This window comes from Leucothrix pacifica (genome assembly GCF_003172875.1).
GTDB lineage: Bacteria > Pseudomonadota > Gammaproteobacteria > Thiotrichales > Thiotrichaceae > Leucothrix > Leucothrix pacifica.
This window is the reverse complement of sequence record NZ_QGKM01000127.1, coordinates 1-5,599: the sequence shown is the minus strand read 5'-3', so window position 1 is coordinate 5,599 and position 5,599 is coordinate 1. Positions and strand designations below refer to the sequence as shown.

Here is a 5,599-nt window from a genome sequence, read left to right as displayed (position 1 = left end):
TCAAAAATGATGCACTACTAGTAACGGATCAAAGGCTAACACTGCATCCCCTACTGCTAACCAACGTTCAGCGCCTGCGGGTTGCAAACGCTTGATGCCTGCATCGCAAGCAAATGGCTTTTGCACCAGCTGTGGTGACTCCCAATCAAAAGGCAATAGTTCTGCGGCTTGATAAGCCGCTGTAAAAGATTCAGCGTCACGCACCAAAGTTGCGACCGATTCAGCGTTACCGTGAAACACAGCTACCCGCATCCCACCGGGGATTCTTGCGGTATACCACCATCCATCGTTGACTGTTTTCACACGGGTCATTTGCTCCTGATCATCAGGGCTACAATAAAACCAGCCGACAGCGGCAAGCTGTTCTTGCACCCGTTGGTAACGGCCGCCAAGTTGTCTTGCCACTACGCCGCGTCGCCCTGAGGCATCAATCACCCAGCCTCCTTGAACAATGGCATCCGTACCCGATTTTTCATCATGAAAGTTTATTTGGTAACCATCTAAACTCTGTGTTTGCACTGTATTTACACGCCCGATGAGTAACTCTGCACCTGCCGCTATGGCTGCTTGGCGTAAGGCGGTATCAAATTGTTGCCTTTTTATGTGCCAACCACCATTTTCTGGGTTAGCTAGGGCATCTTTGTAAGACCAGTGTGGCGTGTCCCAAGCGGACGCATTGGCCACACAGGGAATGTAATCATCTTCCGTCAGCAACGCATCTAGATTATGAATCCCTATGCGCTGTAACAAGCGCACTATCGCACCGGGTAACGACTCTCCCACTTTTAAAGTATCTGTCACGGGTAAATCAACCAAGGCAACCCGCAAACCGCCTTGACATAACACAATTGCAGCTGCCGAACCTGCGGGGCCAGCACCAACAATCACCACATCGTAATCTGAAGCAGCTGTCATCGACCTCGTCGCTTGATGGTAGCGAATTCGTCACGTTGTTCAGCGTTAAACCAGCCCGCTTCTGCTGCCTGCTTATCGTGAAAGTCCATATCTTCCAGCGTCGTCATCATTTCTTCGTGAGCAGCTTTCAGTTCAGCGGCCTTGGTGGATGTTAGGTTTTCAACATATATAACGTCTGGCAACCAGCTTAGTTCATAATCGGTAGGACGAGGCATTGCCTCAACAATTCCTAGCTCACCAAAGTGATCAATCACATATTGCATCTGTTCGGGTGCTGGCTGATCTTTTGGCAACTGTCGATCCCAGCTTGCACGTTGGTAAAAGGCAGCAGTTCGCTCTTCTGTTGTCAGAGATTTGTCGCACAGGGTTTTATATTCTGCCTTAGTCAACACTTGATTAGGTACTCTCGCAGGCCAGTATGCAGGGACATAAGGATCATATTCCATGTCGTAACCTGAACGACAAAACGCAGTGTCACCCTGCCACGGTATCGCCATCCAACGTGTTAAATCTCCTGGCCCTTGCTCATAAAGCGGCCCACCCATTTTCAACACTTCGGCCTGAGTCATTTTCGAAGGATACATCGGTGCGTCTTTTCCTGGCGGGCGCATGCGGATGCGGTAAGGCGCTCGGTACATAGAGGCATGTCGCATCGGCCAAGTCAGTTCGCAGCCGGGGTGAAAAGCATCGGCCAAGCAAAAGTGTAGCGCTGCTCGATCCAACATTTCGGGACGTTGTTGTAAGTCGGTCTCTTCCAGACTATCTTTGTCGGCTGAATCTGTATGATAGTCATCAACGAAACGCCCTTCTACCCAACTTTTTAGGTTGTGCTCAAACCAATCAGGGACTCGCAAGTAGGTATGGGCAGCCACGTCGGTACTGGCAACAGCGGAGTCATCCGTATAACCAAAAGTATCACCATATAAAGGTGGATAAGCGGTTCTATCTAAGTCATTGCCATTGGCCGAACGGAAGTAATGGTAAACGCTGCGCCGTAAGTTTTGATACGGATCGGGGTAAGCGCGACTTTCAGGCACTTTGGATAGGCGTTTTAATAGCTCAGGGTCGGCAAAGTTCATGGGTGAGCCAGCACCGAATAAGGATAGGAAGCCTTTATTCACCCACTGTAGTTGACTGAGACGTTGTAAGACTGGTTGGATGTCACGCGTAAATGACACTTGTTGTGGGAGTGGTATGATACCCGCCTGCATCATCACTCGGCGCATCAAGTCGTCCATAGTCCTCCAACTCACCAAATCAGGGGCATAGTTTGGTGGGGCACTGACCACCCACGCAGGGTCAGCATCAAATTGTCTACCACCGATGCGAACGGTCGCCTGTACCGGACCATCAGCAATATCGTCATACCAACCTGCAGCATTATTAAAGCTACCGGGACGATCAGGGTCATACACGGGTTTGCTTTCTGGGCTGGCAGATACACCATGACCTGGCAAAAATAGCAAACGACCCACTGCATCAGTACGCAGTTCTCCCAAGGTAACAGGTGTCCCCTGAAAGTCACCTGTTAATCGGTAACTACCATCCCTCATGCTGATACCTGAGATCTTCTTTTGTCCTGGGTCAATGCTTAAGGCTTCACGATGATCTGCTTTTTTAACACTAGGATTGCGCAAACCTACGGCTACGTTTTGGGTCGCGACCAAGTCCATTGCAGTATCAAACTCGTACCATTGTGCTTTTTTATTCGCGACATGCACCGCCCATTCGATTGGCGTTTCTGCTGTGTGCTGAACTTCAGCAACAACTTGGCCGTGCTTGTCATAACCATAAAGACGGAAACGAGCTGCTTGGCGTTTAATTGCGCCTGTTTTATCGCGAGTCTCACCAAACTCGACAGCCTTGGGATTCATCACTTCAGGGCCGATGGTGTATTCACTTTGGCTATTACCGATGCGTGAGACTCCAATCCCCGGATGAATACGCACATGGGTAATACAGTCAATTTGTTCTGATGTCAGCTCACTAGCCTTAGGCGGTGCAGTTTGACCTGCAAAAGGACAGACTGGGTTTTTAATACTTTGCTCATTAGGGTTGCTATTTTCACTCATTGGTTGATTATTTTTCTCTCGCCGATAATTCGCACTGGCTTGATAAACCTGCATACGTGCTTCGGCAATACTGCCCACGGGCGCATTGACTAACGGCACACGCCCCACATTAAACGCTAACCAATCACCGTAGGTTTGCTGTGACTCTTCACTGATATCTTGCTGCTCAATATGGATACTAGCTACTTTAATGGGCTTGGCAATGTCTTCATCCCAAACGACGGTGGCCCTGTCCAGAGGGAAGTGTTCATCCAAATAACTAAGAGTACAAGTTGATGAATCAGGGCGAGGTTGGATGTATAGATCAAGACCAGCTGGCCCTGCTTTCAGTCGTTCAACCAAATCCTTCCCCAGATAATTAGGGTCGTTAATATCTGGGTCATTAGCGAAGCTTGAGAGGTTTGGCTTTACAAGATACTTGCAATAACCATTCCCCAACTTAAAGGGGATCACGCTCCATAATACTGTTTGCAACACTGAGCTGACATTCTGCTGCATTTGCTTCAGCAGTTTTTTGGTAATGGGGGATTTTTTTTGTATCCATTCATCTCCTAGACCTTCCAAGCTGGCTTGAGTAAAGCCACACATATCTTCAGCGGTATCAACAAAAAAATAGGGAACATTTTGAAAGAGTAAATCTGCTGTTTCAGCATTATCTTCCTCATTTTTATTGCTCTGATCAATGCACTTCTCTCCTGGCACATCAAACAGCTTGATACCTAAGCCAATAGTACTCAAGTAATCTGGACGACCATCAATCAAGTCAGACGAGTAACGTAACCAGACGGGGTGTTTTCTGCTGGGATTGGCGAATAGACCATGCTGTAAATGTGTTGGGATATCATCCTGAAACACTAACTCACCTTTTATAGCACCATGAGTTCTTAGAAAGACTGGGCGGCGAGCAGGACATTGATTGCCTTTTTCTACGCGCGTTTTTTGTACTTGATCTACAAACATTGACTCCAGACCATCAGCGGGTGATTTGCAATTTGCTTGGCTGGTCTCTTTGCTTTTTACGGTTTCGGATAATAGGTCTTTCATAGGTGGGCCCTAATTTAACGATATGTAGACATATTGCATGAAATATTAATTATAAATATAAAATAACTGCTGATAGTCAATAATTAATAGCTCACAATTCTCAATGAAAAAACTAGCATATATTCTATTTATGTGCAATATTTGTGCGAAATATTTGATATTTTCTGAAATTTTAAGGAAAAGTTAACAGCTTAAAAATTAAGCCACTCAACTAAACCGATAAGGAATTCTATGAACTCAGAACAACAAAAGATCGACGAGATCACAGACTTGACAGCTTCATTACTAAAAAAAGATACTCTGATACTGGTCAGAAGGTATTACGAGGTGTGCACCCCAAAGCACACGGTTGTGTTGACGCAACTTTTCAAATTAATGAGGATATTCCGGCTGACTTGCGGGTAGGATTATTTAGTACACCTGGTAAAAAATACCAAGCACGGATTCGTTATTCCAATGCCACGGCACTTGTTGATAATGATGTCGATATTTCTGCTGAATCTAAAAAAGTCACCAACAAAAGTCGGGGTATGGCAGTCAAAGTGCTTGACATAGAACCTGGCGGAGATTTTTTGCAAGAAGATTGCGGCGCACGGAATCAAGACTTTTTGATGATCAATACACCATCATTTGCATTTGCTAATGTGTCCGATTATTTGCTGTTAAACCAAATTTTAGTGGAGGATAATGATGATATAAGGCGTTTTTTCGCTCCCTTAGCAAGTGGCGATTTCACAAAAGAACAACAAGCCGTTGCTGCTCAAACATTTAAGATCGTCCAACAGATTAGTGCCATTCCCGTTGCTGACCCACTCGAGTCCTCATATTTTGGCGCGGCTCCTTTTGGTTTTGGTGATAAACAAGTCATGAGGTTTACTGCGAAACCAAGAGTAGCCGCAAACCCACAAGTATTACCCAACAATCCATCACCGAACTATTTAAAAGAAGCACTTGATGAACGAATGAAACAAGCGCAACCAGTGGTGTTTGATTTTATGCTACAAGTACGCAAAAAGAGTGAAGATAACTTAGTGATAGAAAATGCTACTCAGCATTGGGATGAGGCAAAATACCCTTTTGTTAAGGTCGCGGTAATCACTATTGCCGCACCGCAAACAAATATTTCCACTGCTGAAAATCAAACAGCTTGTGAAAACCTTGTTTTCAATCCGTGGCATGCTTTGTCGGCTCATGAACCCTTGGGCGGCATCAATCGATTACGAAAAGCGGTTTATAACAAATCAGCAGAAACACGACTCGAAGATACCCCTTCTACCTGTCCATTCAGTGACAATAACACTTAGCAAGTCCACAAGAAACAAGGAGTTCAAATGAAGTATAAACTGGCTTTATCATTATTAATTTCTTCAGTAATTCACACCGCGGCAACCAATTTTGCTTTTGCCGAACAGCAAGATTGGTTAGAACAGGGCTGGTCAGAAAAGGATCGTCATGAATGGTACAGGGGGACACAAGGTTCAAGGCTAATACCTTATTCATGGTTTAGAGCACGAGCTATGGTCAAGAGTAGTGTCTGAGAAGAATTCTACGCCGCGTCCCGGTTTTTC

The 5,599-nt window shown here is 45.7% G+C and carries 4 protein-coding genes; 2 read left to right on the top strand and 2 right to left on the bottom strand.

Annotated features, from left to right (window positions below; genetic code table 11):
• Both DKW60_RS23130 and DKW60_RS23895 read right to left on the bottom strand, forming a co-directional pair.
• On the bottom strand, positions 1-915 hold the full coding sequence (locus DKW60_RS23130; protein ID WP_109840010.1) for an NAD(P)/FAD-dependent oxidoreductase: 915 nt from the start codon (positions 913-915) through the stop codon (positions 1-3).
• Positions 912-4,031: a LodA/GoxA family CTQ-dependent oxidase gene (locus DKW60_RS23895; RefSeq protein WP_181389867.1), complete on the bottom strand. Its 3,120-nt coding sequence runs from the start codon at positions 4,029-4,031 to the stop codon at positions 912-914. Before DKW60_RS23895 ends, DKW60_RS23130 begins: the two co-directional genes overlap by 4 nt.
• A 329-nt stretch (positions 4,032-4,360) precedes the next feature.
• Here DKW60_RS23895 and DKW60_RS23120 point away from each other — a divergent pair, with 329 nt between their 5' ends.
• Together DKW60_RS23120 and DKW60_RS23115 are read left to right on the top strand one after the other, a co-directional pair.
• Positions 4,361-5,335 (top strand): catalase family protein, encoded by a 975-nt coding sequence (locus DKW60_RS23120; protein WP_109840009.1) that lies wholly within the window; start codon positions 4,361-4,363, stop codon positions 5,333-5,335.
• 27 nt (positions 5,336-5,362) lie between these two features.
• On the top strand, positions 5,363-5,569 hold the full coding sequence (locus DKW60_RS23115) for a hypothetical protein (protein ID WP_109840008.1): 207 nt from the start codon (positions 5,363-5,365) through the stop codon (positions 5,567-5,569).
• Positions 5,570-5,599 lie beyond the last annotated feature (30 nt).